Source organism: Niveispirillum sp. FG156 (assembly GCF_057809555.1).
Window position 1 is genome coordinate 29,935 of sequence record NZ_JBMDKE010000053.1, and the last position, 15,484, is coordinate 45,418.

Annotated in this window: 13 protein-coding genes; 8 read left to right on the forward strand and 5 right to left on the reverse strand. The window is 65.1% G+C overall.

All coding sequences use genetic code 11. From position 1 onward, the window contains the following. Positions 1-134 precede the first annotated feature (134 nt). The 4 genes from ACODSP_RS25480 to ACODSP_RS25495 all read left to right on the forward strand — a co-directional run bounded on the left by ACODSP_RS25480 (position 135) and on the right by ACODSP_RS25495 (position 5,538). Positions 135-1,175 carry a DUF1838 family protein gene (locus ACODSP_RS25480; protein ID WP_488968333.1) on the forward strand — a complete coding sequence of 347 codons (1,041 nt, stop codon included), beginning with the start codon at positions 135-137 and terminating at the stop codon, positions 1,173-1,175. Positions 1,176-1,259: 84 nt separating this feature from the next. Continuing rightward, positions 1,260-2,612 carry an MFS transporter gene (locus tag ACODSP_RS25485; RefSeq protein ID WP_488968334.1) on the forward strand — a complete coding sequence of 451 codons (1,353 nt, stop codon included), beginning with the start codon at positions 1,260-1,262 and terminating at the stop codon, positions 2,610-2,612. A 25-nt stretch (positions 2,613-2,637) separates the two neighbouring features. Continuing rightward, a complete protein-coding gene (locus ACODSP_RS25490) occupies positions 2,638-3,855 on the forward strand; it encodes an MFS transporter (RefSeq protein WP_488968335.1) in 1,218 nt (405 codons plus the stop codon). 102 nt (positions 3,856-3,957) lie between these two features. Further along, positions 3,958-5,538, forward strand: coding sequence for an FAD-binding oxidoreductase (locus tag ACODSP_RS25495; protein ID WP_488968336.1), 1,581 nt, complete (start codon positions 3,958-3,960; stop codon positions 5,536-5,538). Positions 5,539-5,578: 40 nt separating this feature from the next. On the opposite strand, the gene ACODSP_RS25500 is transcribed toward ACODSP_RS25495, so the two are convergent. The 5 genes from ACODSP_RS25500 to ACODSP_RS25520 form a co-directional block, all read right to left on the reverse strand. After that, positions 5,579-6,700 carry a zinc-binding dehydrogenase gene (locus tag ACODSP_RS25500; protein ID WP_488968337.1) on the reverse strand — a complete coding sequence of 374 codons (1,122 nt, stop codon included), beginning with the start codon at positions 6,698-6,700 and terminating at the stop codon, positions 5,579-5,581. Positions 6,701-6,791: 91 nt separating this feature from the next. Continuing rightward, positions 6,792-8,177 (reverse strand): FAD-dependent oxidoreductase, encoded by a 1,386-nt coding sequence (locus ACODSP_RS25505; RefSeq protein ID WP_488968338.1) that lies wholly within the window; start codon positions 8,175-8,177, stop codon positions 6,792-6,794. Between the two features lie 11 nt (positions 8,178-8,188). Then, the gene (locus ACODSP_RS25510) at positions 8,189-8,704 is read right to left on the reverse strand and encodes a hypothetical protein (RefSeq protein ID WP_054166263.1); all 516 of its coding nucleotides are present in this window, start codon (positions 8,702-8,704) and stop codon (positions 8,189-8,191) included. Between the two features lie 32 nt (positions 8,705-8,736). Beyond that, the gene (locus ACODSP_RS25515; RefSeq protein WP_488968339.1) at positions 8,737-9,744 is read right to left on the reverse strand and encodes a zinc-binding dehydrogenase; all 1,008 of its coding nucleotides are present in this window, start codon (positions 9,742-9,744) and stop codon (positions 8,737-8,739) included. Continuing rightward, entirely contained in the window at positions 9,741-11,354 is a 1,614-nt protein-coding gene (locus ACODSP_RS25520) for an FAD-binding oxidoreductase (protein ID WP_488968340.1), read from the reverse strand. Before ACODSP_RS25520 ends, ACODSP_RS25515 begins: the two co-directional genes overlap by 4 nt. Before the next feature lie 177 nt (positions 11,355-11,531). Between ACODSP_RS25520 and leuC the strand changes: the two genes are divergently transcribed. The 4 genes from leuC (at position 11,532) to ACODSP_RS25540 (ending at position 15,405) form a co-directional block, all read left to right on the forward strand. Further along, a complete protein-coding gene (gene leuC, locus ACODSP_RS25525; RefSeq protein ID WP_488968341.1) occupies positions 11,532-12,941 on the forward strand; it encodes a 3-isopropylmalate dehydratase large subunit in 1,410 nt (469 codons plus the stop codon). A 3-nt stretch (positions 12,942-12,944) separates the two neighbouring features. Continuing rightward, the gene (leuD, locus tag ACODSP_RS25530; RefSeq protein WP_488968342.1) at positions 12,945-13,553 is read left to right on the forward strand and encodes a 3-isopropylmalate dehydratase small subunit; all 609 of its coding nucleotides are present in this window, start codon (positions 12,945-12,947) and stop codon (positions 13,551-13,553) included. 28 nt (positions 13,554-13,581) lie between these two features. Then, positions 13,582-14,442, forward strand: coding sequence for an isocitrate lyase/PEP mutase family protein (locus tag ACODSP_RS25535; protein WP_488968343.1), 861 nt, complete (start codon positions 13,582-13,584; stop codon positions 14,440-14,442). A 168-nt stretch (positions 14,443-14,610) separates the two neighbouring features. Further along, the gene (locus tag ACODSP_RS25540; protein WP_488968344.1) at positions 14,611-15,405 is read left to right on the forward strand and encodes a helix-turn-helix domain-containing protein; all 795 of its coding nucleotides are present in this window, start codon (positions 14,611-14,613) and stop codon (positions 15,403-15,405) included. Positions 15,406-15,484: the final 79 nt, after the last annotated feature.

The window sequence follows — 15,484 nt, forward strand, 5'->3', positions numbered from 1 at the left end:
TGCCCCCGAATGTCCACCTGGTGGATATTTATGGGCATGATCGTTTCCAGCCTGAATTCTTCCGCGCCAGATTTGATCACGACAAGGGAGGCGGTGCCACGCCTTCCATTCAGAACAATGGGAGTTCCGGGATCATGAGCGGACCTGAATTGACGCGTCGTCAAAGCTTGGGGCTGGCGGCCATGGCTGCTGCTGCCGGTGCGGTCGGTGCGGTCGGTGCTGGCGTGTCGGCGGCTTCTGCGGCCTCGTCGGCCACGCCGTCTTTCCAGACTAAGATCGATTTCAAGGACCCGAAATGGAACCGGGACTCCTATGTCCGTCTGGACGCCGATCTCGACCCGACCAAGGAAAAGATCGGCTGGTTCCGGGGCAATGTCTATGGCGTGCGGGATAACGAGCCGGTGCGCACCCTGTTCATCCTGGACGGGTTCAGCTTTGTGCGCACCAAGCGTCTGGAAGACGGGTCCTATCGCCGCATGCTGCGTGAGATCGGCTTCTACCGCGATGCCAAGACTGGGGAAATCCTGAAGACTTGGCACAACCCGTACACGAACGAGGATGTGCGCGTCGTTCCCATCGCCAACGATCCCTACAATTTCACGATTGGTGAGTTCCGGCCGCAGCCGCCTTCCTATGGCGGGCTGAACAAGGACAAGCCGCCGCCGGAGCCGTTCCTGCTGGATTGGCGTTATGGCCCGGATGACACGGTGATCCTGACCACCGACATCCACCTGTTCTACCCCAACGCGTTGCAGCCAGATAAGTGGGTGCGCGAGTCGGGTGGCGCCTTCAACCGCGTCTCCGAGCTGTTCACCTATGTGATCAAGCGCAAGGATCTGGAGAACCCCAAGCTGACGCACGTGAAGGCGGTTGGTTCCTGGTCGCGCATCACGCCGTGGCTGCCCTGGATGCTGATGGGGCAGGCACCGGGCCACATCTCCTATTTCTGCTCCTTCGGCGCCTATGACAGCGTGAACGACATCCCGGCCGATATCCGGGAAGCCGCCCGCGCCATGGACCCGAAATGGCTGGCCGCCCCGATGGAGGATTACGGTCCGTCGCTGTCCAGCATCGAGAACTACGCGCGGTTCCAGACGCCGGCCCCCGTGCCGGCCGGATGGACCCCGCCGCAGCCGCCGCCACCGCGTACGCTGCCGCCGATGCCGCCCAAGTGAGTGCGTGAAGGGGCGGGCGGGTGCTACGGTGCCCGCCCGCCCTTTTTCTTTTTGACGACGTAGCGACCTATTCAAGGATCACCAATGACCGCCGCCATTACCGATGCGCCCCCGCCCGCCGCCGGCCGCCTGGGTCTTCTGTCTCAGGTTGGCTATGGCGCGGGCCAGGTGGCGGGACAGGTGTTCCGCGACGTGCCGTCGCTGCTGCTGCTGTTCTTCATGACCACGGTTCTGGGGATCGAGCCGGCGCTGGCCGGTGTGGCTATCTTCGTGCCGAAACTGGTCTGGGGTGTCGGCTGCGATCTGCTGGTCGGTGTTCTGTCCGACCGCTGGAAGCACCGGTTCCATCGCCGCTGGTGGCTGCTGGCCGGCGTCATCGGGTCGCCCATGGCTTTTCTGCTGCTGTTCCATGTGCCGGCTGATCTGTCCACGGCAGGCCGTGTTGCCTATGTGGCGAGCGCGTTCAGCCTGTATATGGCGGTGTTCGCCAGCTTCTCCGTTCCCTATCTGGCCATCGCCGGTGAATTGTCGGACGATCCGCATCAGCGGACCGTGCTGATGGCTTGGCGGTTGGTGTTCACGGCTGCCGGTGTATTGATCGGCGGGGCGGTGGCGCCGGGCGTGGTGCAGTATCTGGGCGGTGGGCAGCCGGGATATGAGGGCATGGCCCGCGTCCTGGCCGTGATCTGCCCCCTCTCTCTGCTGATCGCCTTCTTCGGCGCGGGCCGTGCGGCCCGGCAGGCGGGTCGGGCGCCGGCGGTGGAGACGGGCACGCGCATGACCTTCTCGGCGGCCATCTCTGTGCTCGCGGCCCCGCGTTTCTCCGTGCTGCTGGCGTCCAACCTGCTGCAATTGATCGGGTCGGGCATGGCCTATGCGTCCATGCTGTATTTCCTGACCTACAATATGGGGCAGGGGGCGGCGGCGCTGCAGCTCATCGGCGGTCTGATCGTGGCGGTCTGCGCCGGCATCATCGTGGCCCAGCCCCTGTGGGTGGCTCTGGCCAAGCGGGTGGGCAAGAAGCCGGTCTATGTGCTGTCGGCCATCGGCTATGGTGTTACCTATATTGCCTGGTCGCAGAATGCCCAGTCGGGCATCCCGGTCGCCTATGTGTTCTGCGTGGTGGCGGCGCTGTTCAATTCCGGCTGGGCGTTGCTCAGCTTTTCCATGATGTCGGATATCGCCGGCGAAGACCGCGCCAATGCCGGGCTTTACTCGGCCGCCTGGGTGGCGGTGGACAAGATCGGCTTCGCCCTGGGTGGCACCTTGCTGGTTGGGCTTGTCCTGTCGGGCTTCGGCTTTGACGTGGCGCGGTCCATGGCGGGGCTGCCGCAGGAACCACGCGCCCTGACCGGCGTGATGCTGGCCTTCGGGGTCTTGCCCGGTCTATTCAATCTCATCGCGGCGGCCCTTTATGGCCGCTACGGTCGCCACTGACAGCAACGCGGGAAAGCGGATATCCATGGGCAAGATCGAGGAATTCCGGCGCGGCTGGTCATTGATCCTGGCGGCGGCGACGGGTGTGGGCCTGGGCATCACGGGCCTGACCTTCTACACGCTGGGCATCTTCATCGGACCGCTGACCCAAGAGTTCGGCTGGTCCCGCACCTCGCTGGCCTCTGCCACCATTCTGACCACTCTGACAACCCTTCTGCTGGGCCCTGTTGTGGGCCGTCTGGCCGACCGGTTCGGTGGGCGGACCGTGGGGCTGGTGTCCCTGGTGGGGCTGGCCGCCGGTCTGGGTGGATTGAGCCTGATCGGGGCGGAGCTGTGGAGTTTCTATCTGGCCTTCGGCATCGCCATGGTGCTGGGCGCCGGCACGCTGCCCATCGTCTGGACCCGCGCCGTCAATGCCGGGTTCGACAAGGCGCGCGGCATGGCGCTGGGCCTGACCCTGACGGGGACCGGCGTGGTCGCCATCCTGGCCCCGCCCTACACACAATGGCTGATCGCCGACCATGGCTGGCGCACCGCCTATCTGGGGCAGGCCGCACTGGTTCTGGCCATCGGCCTGCCGGTTGTGTGGCTGCTGTTTCATGAAGTGGGTGGTGCCAAGCATGCCGCAGCGGCTACAACCCTGACCCGCCCCGGCCTGACCGCCGCCGCCGCCCGCCGGTCACGGCAGTTCTGGATGCTGGGTGTCGGTTTTCTGTTCGCCTCCTTCGCTGTATCCGCCCTGATCGTGCATCTGGTTTCCATCCTGTCGGGTGGCGGGATGGAGCGGGCCAGCGCCGTTTGGGCCGCCAGCCTGCTGGGCTTTGCCATCATCGCGGGCCGGTTGGGTATCGGCGTGCTGGTCGATCGCTTCTACGCACCTGCCGTGGCCTTCAGCATCCTGGCCATCGCTGGGGCTGCCTGTTTCCTGCTGATGCTGGCGGGCGGCAGTCTGCCGTTGGCCCTTGCCGCTGTTGTGCTGATCGGTCTGGCGGCAGGGGCGGAGGTTGATCTGGTTGCCTATCTGGCCAGCCGCTATTTCGGCCTGCGTGCCTATGGGGAGATTTATGGCTGGCAGCTCGGCTTCTTTGCGCTGGGTGCCGGGTTGGGACCGATGGGTGTGGGGCGTCTTTATGATGCGACCGGTTCTTACACGGTCGGCCTGATCGCCTGCGCCGTCGGGTTTGGCGTTGGGTCGGTGCTTATCGGGCTGTTGGGCCGCTATCCGGAGCGGTTCGAGGAATAATCATGACCGCTGTCCGGACAAGGTGCATCGCGGGTCCAGCCGATCCGGCGTGATCCTGTCACTGTGTCTTCAACAGATGCATTCTCCAGGGAAACCAATATCATGCCGGATATCGCCGCCGTCACCTCGGACCTCCTGCCGCGTCTGCGCGCGGTTCTGGGGGATGGTGCCGTCCTGACCGATGCCGAAAACCTGTCCTTCTTCGCCCAGGATGTGCATTCCATCGGCGCGCCCTTGCTGGCCGTCATCCGGCCTGCAACGCGCGAGGCACTGACGGGCGCGTTGAAGCTGCTGCATGCGGTGGGGGTCGCGGTGGTGCCGCGTGGTGGTGGCATGTCCTATTCCAACGGCTATCTGGCGGGTACGGCTGGTGCCGTGCTGCTGGATACCGGCGGCCTGGATCGGATTGTCGAGATCAATGCCGACGACATGTATGTCGTGGCCGAAGCGGGCGTGACTTGGGCCGCACTGGATGCAGCCCTGGCACCGCTGGGCCTGCGTACACCCTTCTGGGGACCGTTCTCCGGCATCCGCGCCACCCTTGGCGGGACCATGTCGCAGAATGCCGTCACTTACGGCACCGGCACCTTCGGCACGGCAGTGGACAGTCTGCTGGGGCTGGAGGTGGCGCTGGCCGACGGGTCGGTTCTGCGCACCGGCTCCTGGGCGCAGCCCAACAGCGCTCCGTTCTTCCGCCATTACGGCCCAGACCTGACCGGTCTGTTCAGCGGCGATGCCGGCGCCTTGGGCATCAAGACGGCGGTCGCCCTGCGCCTGGTCCGCCGCCGGCCCATCAATACCGGCATCTCCTTCGGCTTCCAGACCTTCGATCAGATGCTGGGCGCCATGGCCGCCGTGGCGCGCGAAGGGGTGGCGTCAGAGGCATTCGGCCTGGACCCGTTCCTGCAAAAGCAGCGCCTGGGTATGGGCGATCTGAAATCCGATCTGAAGATGCTGCTGGCCGTGGGCCGCGCGGGACGCGGGCCGATTGAGTCGCTGCTTCAGATGGCCAAGATCGTCATTGCCGGGCGCGGCTTCCTGGACGGCATCAACTATTCCGCCCATTACACGGTCGATGCCTTTGACCGGGACGAGGAACGGTCCATGCTGCGCCGGATCCGGGCTGCGGCGGAACCGTTCGGCAAGGAGATCGAGAACTCCATGCCGACCCTGGTCCGTGCCTATCCCTTCCCGCCGCTGAACCATATCCTGGGGCCGAAGGGGGAGCGTTGGGTGCCCGTCCATGGCATCCTGCCCTTCAGCCGGGTGGCTGCCTTCCGTGCCGATCTGGACGCGCTCTACGCCCGCCACGCGGCGGACATGACGCGGTTGAAGATTCTGGCCGCCGCCATGTTCTCCACTATCGCCACCCATGGCTTCCTGTACGAACTGGCCTTCTATTGGGAGGATGAGCGCGCCGCTTTCCATGACCGCATCCTGGAACCGGACGCGGCGAAGAACCTGCCCCGCTATCCCGCCAATCCGGAGGGGGCGGCCCTGATGCGGCAGCTCAAGAAGGAATGCGTGGCACTTTATGCCAAGCATGGCGCCGCCCATTTCCAGGTCGGGCGGCTGTATCCCGTGACCGAGGCGATGAACCCGGTGACGCGTGCGGTCCTGGGTGCCGTGAAGGCCAAGGTGGACGGCGCCGGATTGATGAATCCGGGTGCCCTGGGGCTGTAACCGGCCGGTGGGGGAGGGGGCATCCCCTCCCCATTGTGCCTTACGGCAGAACCACCTGCCGGATCACCCGACCGGCCGCCAACTCATCCATCAGACGGTTGATCTCCGACAGCGGCGCTGTCCCGCTCAGCAGCCGATGCACGGGCAGCCGTCCGGCCCGCCACAGGCCGATATAGCGCGGCACGTCGCGTGACGGGATGGAGGAACCCATATAGCTGCCCATCAGCACCTTGCCTTCGGCCACCAGCGAGACCGCCGGGAAGCTCAGCATCTCCGCCGGGTTGGGCAGGCCGACGGTGACGGTGCGCCCGCCCCGGCGGGTGGATTTGTAGGCGGCGGCCAGCACGGCGGCCTTGCCCGCCGTCTCAATCGCGACATCGGCCCCACCCCCCGTCAGGTCGGCGATGGCCTGGGCCGCGTCGGCGGGCGCCACGGCGGCGGCGGCACCCAGTTCCAGGGCCAGCTTGCGCTTATCTTCGATGGGATCGACGGCGATGACCGGGTTGGCCCCGGCGGCCACGGCGCCCAGCAGCGATGACAGGCCGACCCCGCCCAAGCCATAGACGACGACGCTTTCGCCTGGCTTCACAGCGGCGGTGTTCATCACGGCACCGACACCGGTCAGCACGGCGCAGCCAAACAGGGCCGCGATTTCCGGGGCGATATCGGACGGAATCTTCACGGCGGAGCGCTGGTCCACCACGGCATGGGTGGCAAAGGCCGACACGCCCAGGTGATGGTTCACCTCTTTGCCCGGCAGTTCCATGATCCGCCGCCCGCCGCGCAGCAGCCGTCCCTCGCCATTGGCCGTTGCCCCCGGCTGGCAGAGATAGCCTTCGCCAGCCCCACAGCAGGCGCATTGCCCGCAGGCCGGCAGGAAGGCCAGGACCACGCGGTCGCCCGGCTTGAACGGGCTATCAGGATCGCCCGTTTCCATCACCGTCGCCGCTGCCTCGTGCCCCAGAGCCATGGGCATGGGACGGGGACGGTCGCCATTGATCACCGACAGATCGGAATGGCACAGGCCGGCGGCATCGATGCGTACCAGCAATTCACCAGGACGCGGCGGGGCCAGTTCCACCTCTGCCAGACGCAGCGGCCGGCTGTCGGCATAAGGGCCGGGCAGGCCGATCTGGTCCAGGATGGCGGCGGTGATACGCATTTGGCGAATCCTTGTTGCTTGGACGGTGGCTCTCACACCGGGACAAAGCGGACAATGCCGATCATGCCCCGGATTGTGGCATAATGGTAAGTCAACTCGGTGGATGCCCAATGACCAGCCGGGCGGCCTCGGTCCCGGCCAGACGGCCCAGCGTGACCGCCGCACAGATGCCCATCGCCGGCAGGTAGCCCCAGCAGGAAGGCCCTGAAACCGACCGCGCGGCCCCGCCACAGGCGAAAAGATTGCGCAGGGGCTGTCCACTGGTGGTCAGAACGCGCCCGTGCCCATCGGTGCGCAATCCACCCTGTGTATGATAGATGGCCCCGCGCAGGCGCAGCGCACGGAACGGCGCTTCCGGCACGGGATCTGTCCAGCGGCGCCCCTGGCTGTCTGGGCGGCCTGCGGCCTTCGCGGTGCGAATATCGTCCAGGCAGGCGGCCAGACGGGCCGGATCGGCGCCGATGCGCAGCGCCAGATCGGCCACACTGTCGGCGGCGCGCGCGGCGTTCAACTCCCGCAACTGTACGCTTTCGGGGATGTGGGCGCAGGCCTGCTCAATCCGCTGGTCGAACACGACCCAGGCCCTTCCATCGGGTTGCGCCAATACCGGATGCACGACCGCTGAAATATCGTCGGTTTCGTCGATGAAACGGTCGCCATGTTGATTGACCAGGAAGCCGCCTTCCAGGATGAAACCCGGCGGCAGCGTCACCCCCTGCGGGTCGGTCAGCATGCCATACCCCTGATAGGCGCCCATATCGGCGAGATCGGCACCCAGGGCCGCGCCCAGGCGGATGCCCAGGCCGTCGCTGCCCTCATGTCCGTGATAATGGGCGTCACCGGCATCGGGGATGTGGGTGCGCACCATATCGCGGTTGCCGGCAAATCCGCCTGTCGCCAGGATCAGAGTATCGCAGCCGATGGCTTCCCGGCTGCCGTCGGGCCGTTCGATCACGATGCCGGCGACCCCGCCCGCGCCATCATCAGTAATCTCGACCAGCCGCGCCTGATGGATCACATCCACCCCGGTCTCTTCCAGGCGGCGGTGGAGATACATCAGGGTATCGTTGCCGCTGCGCCCCGGCCAGCCATGGACGCGCAGCCGCGAATGGCCGAACGCCGCCTTGAAGCGGACATCCAGCTCATAGGGAAGGCCATGCTGTTCGACCAGCCAGTCCAGGGTCGGGCCTGCCCCATCGGCAATGGCGCGGGCCAGCACCGGGTCGGTTCGCGCTCTCGTCTTGGCCATGATGTCGGCATACAGAATGTCGCCATCATCATGAATGCCCAGGCGCTTCTGCGCCGCCGTACCGGCGGCACAGAGCAGGCCCTGCGACATGGATGTCGTGCCGAAGGGCACGGCATCCTGCTCGATCAACAGCACATCCGCCCCGGCATCGCGGGCGGCAAGGGCGGCGACGGCACCCGCCGCCCCACCGCCCGCAACGATCACCGGTATGGAATAGTCGAACTGCATGGCCGTACGGATCAGGTGTTCGGGGCGCTGGTGTTGGTGAAATTCTTCCAGTCGCTGGTGACGAACACTTCGTCGATCAGGGTGCGCTGGAAGCACTTGCCGCCCTTGTACCAATGCCAGGTGCGCGACCGGAACTTGCCGCAATCGGAAATCTGGATCATCTCGTAGAGATACAGGTCATCATCGCCCTTGCGGGTCCAGTGCAGGCAGGTGGAGCGGTTGAAATCGTCCGGCTTCATGGCGGCCGCCCAACCCTTGATCAGGTCATTGTCCCACCAGATGCGGCCATCGGCATAAGAGGCGGGGAAGTCGCGTACGTCAGTGCGACCATCTTCCCAGAAATAATGGTTGGTCTGATGGTACGGGAACTCGCCATCTTCCTTCAGGCGGCAGATCAGGCGCGAGCGGTGTTCATCGACAAGCTTGCCCGTTTCCGCACTGTAATAGCGGTACCAGCCTTCCCAGACGCCCTCATTGCGGGCCAGCAGAGGCATGTCACGGCGCAGTTCGGCGACATTATTGCTCATATCCAGAAATCCTTATGCTTGTGAGTGTCGGATCAACGCAGATCGACGGTGACCTTGCCCATTGACCGCCCGGAAAGCAGGTGCTCCACAGCGTCCGGCACCTGGGCCAGACCTGTGAACGGCGTGTCATCGAAGGTGACGGTGATTTTGCCAGCGGCGTGCAGACTGAACAGTCTTTCGCGTGCGGCTGGCCACAGGTCGGTCAAACGGCCATTCATGAAGCCGCGTACCGACGCGCCCTTATAGTAGAGCTTGTTGCCGACGCGCGGTGCCGTGACGATTTCCGGCTTGCCGTCCAGGTCCTGGGCCGCCCCCACCACCACAACGCGCCCCAGCGGGGCGACATTGTCCAGGAAGGCATCGAAGATCGCGCCGCTGACGGTATCAACGGCCAAATCCAGGGCATCCCGGAACTCCGTGGACAGGACCTGGGCCACATCCTCCCGCTTGTAATCAATGACCCGGTCGGCGCCCAAGGACCGGACGAAGGCCGATTTCCGCTCACCCCCACAGACGGCGACCACCCGCGCACCGGCCAGCTTGGCCAGTTGCACCAGCAGATGGCCAAGACCGCCCGCCGCCGCCGAAATGGCAACCGTCTCCCCCGCACGCAGCCCGCCGACATGTTCCAGCGCCAGCAACGCCGACACGCCGGTGGAGGCCAGCGCCAGATAGTCGCGATGGGCCGAGGGGGCCGGGATGAACTGCGTCGCGGGCGCAATGTTTGCCTGACGATAGCCGCCGGTGAAGCGGTTGGTGGCGGCGGCATCACCGGGCTTGAAGCCCGTTACTCCCTCGCCCACCGCCTCCACCACGCCGATGGCCTCCACCCCCGTCCAGGTGGGCATGGGGATGCGGATATAATCCACGGCGTTACGCGCGATCTGGGTATCGAAGATACCGTTGACGCCGCACCAATGGTTGCGCACTCGGATTTCACCGGGACCCGGATCGCGCAGCGGCTGATCCACGATATCCGCCGCCTCGCGGAAGCTTTGTGCGAAGCGGACCTGTTGCAGGGCCTTGTAGGTCTGGCTCATTTCAGCCCCTTGGCAAAGCCCAGCACGCCGGGGTTCAGGAGGCGGGCGGGGTCCACCACATCCTTCAGCGCATCCAGAACCGCCTGACTGGCCTCATCCCGGCTCTCACGATAGGGGTAGGAGCGGCCAACCTGAAAATGACCGCAGCCAAAGCGCCGGTAGGTGGCGATCAGTCGCTTGCGGGCCTCCGTCACCACGGCGGTGGCTTCGGGATTGTCGGCATGTTCGGGCAGGCGCGCCATATGCACGGGTTCCAGCGCCTCGTAATGCACCGGCAGACGCTTTTCCGGCCAGTAGATCACGGGCTCCACAATCAGGGCGTTGGTGGACAGGGACGTGAATAGGTACCCGGTCTTGATATTATGCTTGGCGAAATCCTCGGCCATGCCGGCGAATACCTGCTCCAGCGCCTCGTAAAGTTCGGGTGCCTTGGACAGGGAAATCTGACCGTGGATGGGGATCCAGCGTTCGCCCCCCGGCCCCAGCGCGCTGTTCAGCGGCGGGAAGGGCATGGCGCGGATGACTTTGGCGATGGTATTCGCCACCTCCCGGCCATGATGCTCCGCCGCGATGCGCCGGGCCGTAGCCATATCATGCGCCACCCCCTCCGCCGACCGCCCCTCGGCGTTCAGATGCAGGGGGAAACTGTCCAGGCTGACGAAGCTGCGACCCGCACCTGCGACCCGCACCGCCTCCCACAATCCGCGCAGCAGGGATTTCTGACGCGTGACCACGGCGCCCAGCGCCTTGACGTCGCTGGTCATCGACGCGCGCTGCATGCGTACCCGTGTCAGTCCGGGATCGAAGGCGCACATTTCCGCCGCGACACCGGCCCGCGCCAGGGCCGCCATGGCCCGCATCAGGTCACCACCGGTGGGGAATTCAAAGCTGGCATAATCCTCATGTTTCGGGGCCTGGATCAGGCGTAGGGTGATATGGGCCTTCGTCCCGAAGGCCCCGCAATCACCGCAGAACAGGCCCGTCAGGTCGGGGCCGAAATGCCGGTAGAAGGGGGTGTCGCCATCCTCCCCACGTGCACCGGTACGCAGGATCGACCCGTCGGCCAGCACCATGGTCAGGGCCACGACGCTTTCGCTGGTCGTGCCGTAATGGCCGGCGCCCAGCATGGCGTTCTGTTGTGACACGCCCCCACCGATGGTGGAGAGCAGGCCCGACATGGGGCCGAAGAACGGCGTGCGCAGCCCGTGTGGGGCCAGCGCCTTGTTCAGGTCGATCCAGGTACAGCCGGTCTCGACCGTCACCACCATGTCGTCGGGGCGCAGGTCGATGACGCGGTTCATCCGCCGCATGTCCAGCGATACCGTTCCCGACACGGTGGGAATGTACCCGCCGGTATAGCTCATGCCCGCGCCGCGCGGTGCCAGGGGCACCTGATGCCGGTGGAGCAGGGCCGTGACCACGGACAATTGTTCCAGATTGTCAGGCGCCACGACCAGGGCGACCGGCTCGGCGCTTTCCGACCAGATATCGCCGCTGTGCAGGCGGCGGGTTGCCGCATCGTCGGTCACACCGTCGGGACCCGTGATGGAAATCAGGGCGGCTTTCAAGCCGTTGCCCATATTGTCACCGTGAGAAGCACTGTCCGGCATGACCCTAACCTCAATCCTCGACAATCCTGGGGCGCAGACTATCTGGCAGTGCGGGGCCGGGCGCGGTCGGGTCGCGTGAATGTCCGCAAGGCGGTCACACCGTCGTGCAGGCTTGGCGCGGCCGGTGGGGACATGATGTGTTCCGCATGGAATGGAACAGGGGCCGGGGACCGGGCGATGCCGTTTACCCTTTATGACAAGCTGTGGAACAGCCATGTGGTTGCGGAAGAGGAAGGCGGGATCAGCCTTCTCTATATCGACCGCGCCATGCTGCACGAGGTCAGCAGTCCGCAGGCCTTCGCCGGCCTGCGCGAGAAGGGGCTGAAGGTCCGTAATCCCGGTGCCTTCCTGGCCGTGGCCGATCATTCCGTGCCCACCCGCCATCGCGACCGGCCCATCGCCGATCCCCAGGCCCGCGCGCAGGTCGAGCTGCTGGCCCGCAATGCCAATGATTTCGGTATCGATATGATTGGCCTGGACGATCCGCGGCAGGGGATCGTACATGTTACGGGTCCGGAACAAGGCTTTACGTTGCCGGGTTTGACGCTGGTCTGTGGCGACAGCCATACCGCCACGCATGGCGCCTTCGGCACCCTGGCTTTCGGGATCGGGTCGGGCGAATGCGAAAGCGTCCTGGCCACCCAGGTTCTGCGCCTGACCAAGGCGAAGACCCTGCGCGTCAATGTCCATGGCGACCTGCCGGCGGGCGTAGGCGCGAAGGATATCATCCTGGCGGTCGTGGGGAAGCTGGGCAGCAATGGGGCCATCGGCCACGCCATCGAATATGCCGGTCCCGCCATCCGCGCCCTGACCATGGAAGGGCGCATGACCCTGTGCAATATGAGCATTGAGGCCGGGTCCCGCACCGGTCTGGTGGCACCGGATGAGGTCACCTTCGCCTGGCTGAAGGGCCGGCCCCTGGCACCGAAGGGGGGGGACTGGGACGCTGCCGTCGCCCATTGGCTGACATTGCCCAGCGACGAGGGTGCGGTTTTTGATCGGGAGATCGATATCGACGCCACAAAGCTGGTGCCGCAGGTCAGCTGGGGCACCAGCCCCGATCAGGTGGCCGATGTCACGGGGCGCGTGCCCGATCCGGCGGGGGCTGGCGACGCCGAGACGGCGGCCAAGATGACCAAGGCTCTGTCCTATATGGGGCTGACGGCGGGCATGCCGGTTCGCGATATTGTCGTCGGCCATGTCTTCATCGGGTCCTGCACCAATGGCCGGATCGAGGATCTGCGCATTGCGGCCCGCGTTCTGAAGGATCGCCGCATCGCCGATGGCGTCCAGGCACTGGTGGTGCCGGGATCGAAGGCCGTGAAGAGCCAAGCGGAGGCAGAGGGGCTGGACGCCATTTTCAGGGCCGCCGGCTTTGAATGGCGCGAACCGGGCTGTTCGCTTTGCGTCGCCATGAATGATGACCGGCTACCGCCCGGTGCGCGCTGCGCCAGCACATCGAACCGCAATTTCGAAGGCCGGCAGGGCCAGGGCGCCCGTACCCATCTGATGGGCCCAGCCATGGCCGCCGCGTCCGCCATCGCCGGTCATATCGCCGACCCGCGCGACTATCTTGGGGAGGCTTGATCCATGCAGCCCTTCACGACCCTGACCGCCATCGCCGCCCCCCTGATTGAGGCGGATGTCGATACGGACATCATCTATCCAGCCCGCTTCCTGACCATCACGGAAAAGAAGGGGCTGGGCCGCTATGCCTTCCATGACCGCCGCTATGACGGGCAGGGGCGGGAGCTGACGGATTTCGTTTTGAACCGCGATCCCTGGCGCCATGCCGGCATCCTGGTCGCCGGTCCGAATTTCGGCTGCGGCTCTTCGCGCGAACAAGCGCCTTGGGCCATTCTGGATTTGGGCATACGCTGCATCATCGCGCCCAGCTTCGGGGAGATCTTCCGGGGCAATTGCTATCGTAACGGCATGCTGCCGGTGACCGTGGGGGAGGCGGACCATGCCGCCCTGCTGTCCGATGCAAGCGCCGGGGCCAGCCTGCATGTCGATCTGAATGCCCAGACCATCACGCGGCCCGACGGTTCCACCATTGCCATCGCCATCGATGATGGCAAGCGCGATGCCCTGCTGAATGGCTGGGACGAGGTGATGGGTATCCTGAACCTTTATGCCGGCACCATCGACCGGTACGAGCAGGATCGCCAGACGCGCCTGCCCTGGCTTACCCGCTGATAATTTCCACACTCAGGCAGAGAACATCATGGCCAATCCCATCCTTCGCCAGAAGCTGGCTTCCCGGCAGTTCATCACCGCCCCCGGCATCCAGGACATGATCGCCGCCGTCATCGCCAACAAGGTCGGCTTCGACATCGTCTATGGCAGCGGTTACTGGACCGTCGCTTCGGCCCATGGCCTGCCCGATGCCGGCATCGCGTCGGTGACGCAGATGGTGGATCGCATGTCGACCCTGGTCCGCACCTGCAACGCCGCCGTGGTGGCCGATGCCGATACCGGTTTCGGCGGGCTGCTGAACGTGCATCACACGGTCCAGGCCTATGAACAGGCCGGCATCACCGCCATCCAGATCGAAGATCAGGAATTCCCCAAGAAGTGCGGCCATACGCCGGGCAAGCGCGTCGTCCCGGCAGAGGAAATGGCCGACAAGATCCGCGTTGCGGTCGAGGCGCGGCGGGATGAGAATTTCCTGATCATCGCCCGTACCGACGCACGGCAGAGCGAGGGGCTGGAAGGTGTGCTGCACCGCATGAAGCTCTATGCCGAAGCGGGCGCCGACATCCTGTTCCCCGAAGCGCTGACCAGTGACGAAGAGGCCCGTATCGTCACCTCCTCCCTGGACAAGCCGATGATGGCGAACATGGCCGATGGCGGCCTGACGCCTATCCGTGATGCCAAGACCCTGGAGAGCCTGGGCTACTCCATGGCCATCTTCCCGGCCATGACCAGTCTGGCGGCGGCGGCGGCCATGGAGTCGGCTCTGCTGAACCTGAAACAGACGGGCACCAGTCTCTCGCCCGACGTGCCGCTGTTCAATTTCAAGGAATTCTGTTCGCTGATCGGATTCGAGGATGTCTGGGCCTTCGACAAAAAATGGGCGCGTTGAGCGCCTTCTGGCCCATTTCCGCGTAAATCACGCTCTTTCTTGTCCGCACCCGGCTGTTGAGGTAACCATCGTCTATCCGACAGGTGGATAAATCCTCACGCCTTGTGCGACCGGCGCCCCCAAAACTTGGCACCATCCAACTGTCATATTTGTCGGGGGGAGGGGTGAATGGAGAAGGGGGTGCCGATCCGGGCCATCAGCCGTGCAATTGCGGCGTTGAAGGCGATCAACCGGCAAGGCTCGCTGACCATGATGGAAATCGCACGGGCGGCGGAGGTGCCTTATCCCACCGCCTGCCGTCTGGTGCAGACCCTGGTCTATGAAGGGCTGGTAGAGCAGGAGCCGGATCGCAAGCGCTACCGCCCCACGGCCATGGTGCAGTCGCTGGCCTATGGGTTCCAGGACGATGACCGGCTGGTGGAGATCGCGCGGCCGCATATCGTGTCGCTGACCCGCCGCATCGGCTGGCCCATCTCCATCGCGTCCCGCGTGGGCCGCAACATGATGCTGCGCGACAGCACGCATGCCAACACGGCCCTGACTTTCGAACGCTATTATCCCGGTTTCACCCTGCCCGTGCTGGACAGCGCGTCGGGCAAGCTTTCCATGGCCTACACGCCCGACGAGGAACGTGAAACCCTGCTGCGCTGGATGAAGGTGTCGCAGGAAGTGGACCCGGAATATCTGAAGGCTGCCCGTGCCGGACTGAATGTTGAGCGTATCCGGTCACAGGGCTATGCCGTCCAGGGCCGCAATCATCACAATCTGACGCCGGGCAAGACCGCGTCCATCGCCGTGCCGATTTTCCTGGGTGAAAATTTCAAGGCGGCGATGACGGTGATCTTCTTCGCATCGGCCATGAAGCCGGAGGCGGCGCTGGATCGGTATCTGGATGATCTGAAAGGCACCGCCGACATGATCAGCGGGGAACTGACACAGGCGGCGGCGCAAAATCAGAGGTGAATTGGTGCCTGGGGGGAGGGGTCACCCTCACCCTCCCAAACGCTGGCGCGTTCGGGCCCCTCCCTCTCCCACGTTCGTG

Excerpts from the sequence above, each read along its gene's own strand:
- ACODSP_RS25480 (WP_488968333.1), top strand. The coding sequence starts at position 135 with ATGAGCGGACCTGAATTGACGCGTCGTCAAAGCTTGGGGCTGGCGGCC.
- ACODSP_RS25485 (WP_488968334.1), top strand. The coding sequence starts at position 1,260 with ATGACCGCCGCCATTACCGATGCGCCCCCGCCCGCCGCCGGCCGCCTG.
- ACODSP_RS25490 (WP_488968335.1), top strand. The coding sequence starts at position 2,638 with ATGGGCAAGATCGAGGAATTCCGGCGCGGCTGGTCATTGATCCTGGCG.
- ACODSP_RS25495 (WP_488968336.1), top strand. The coding sequence starts at position 3,958 with ATGCCGGATATCGCCGCCGTCACCTCGGACCTCCTGCCGCGTCTGCGC.
- ACODSP_RS25500 (WP_488968337.1), bottom strand. The coding sequence starts at position 6,700 with ATGCGTATCACCGCCGCCATCCTGGACCAGATCGGCCTGCCCGGCCCT.
- ACODSP_RS25505 (WP_488968338.1), bottom strand. The coding sequence starts at position 8,177 with ATGCAGTTCGACTATTCCATACCGGTGATCGTTGCGGGCGGTGGGGCG.
- ACODSP_RS25510 (WP_054166263.1), bottom strand. The coding sequence starts at position 8,704 with ATGAGCAATAATGTCGCCGAACTGCGCCGTGACATGCCTCTGCTGGCC.
- ACODSP_RS25515 (WP_488968339.1), bottom strand. The coding sequence starts at position 9,744 with ATGAGCCAGACCTACAAGGCCCTGCAACAGGTCCGCTTCGCACAAAGC.
- ACODSP_RS25520 (WP_488968340.1), bottom strand. The coding sequence starts at position 11,354 with ATGCCGGACAGTGCTTCTCACGGTGACAATATGGGCAACGGCTTGAAA.
- leuC (WP_488968341.1), top strand. The coding sequence starts at position 11,532 with ATGCCGTTTACCCTTTATGACAAGCTGTGGAACAGCCATGTGGTTGCG.
- leuD (WP_488968342.1), top strand. The coding sequence starts at position 12,945 with ATGCAGCCCTTCACGACCCTGACCGCCATCGCCGCCCCCCTGATTGAG.
- ACODSP_RS25535 (WP_488968343.1), top strand. The coding sequence starts at position 13,582 with ATGGCCAATCCCATCCTTCGCCAGAAGCTGGCTTCCCGGCAGTTCATC.
- ACODSP_RS25540 (WP_488968344.1), top strand. The coding sequence starts at position 14,611 with ATGGAGAAGGGGGTGCCGATCCGGGCCATCAGCCGTGCAATTGCGGCG.